Source organism: Burkholderia sp. GbtcB21 (assembly GCF_019091065.1).
Classification (GTDB): Bacteria; Pseudomonadota; Gammaproteobacteria; order Burkholderiales; family Burkholderiaceae; genus Burkholderia; species Burkholderia pyrrocinia_C.
On record NZ_JAGXKA010000548.1, the window covers coordinates 1 to 230 of the forward strand.

1 pseudogene is annotated in these 230 nt (G+C 73.5%); it reads right to left on the bottom strand.

Features of this window, described 5'->3' with window-relative positions:
* Positions 1-230, bottom strand: a pseudogene (locus KVT39_RS37605) (ABC transporter permease); the annotation flags it as partial.

The following is a 230-nucleotide window of genomic DNA, read 5'->3' on the forward strand; positions in this document are numbered from 1 at the left end:
GGCAGGATGTTGAACTGCGTGCCGGCCAGCGCGAGCGCCGTGCCGTATGTGCCGAGCGCGATCGCGCTGTCGAGGCACCACGCCGTCGCGATCGACGGCCATAGCTCGCGCCACGCGACGTCGAACCACGCGCGCCACGGCCGTGCGCCGGGCGTCAGCGCCGCCTCGAGTGGCCGCCGGTCGGGATTCGCGAGCGCCGGTTAGAGGATCAGCGCGACGCGCGGGATCAG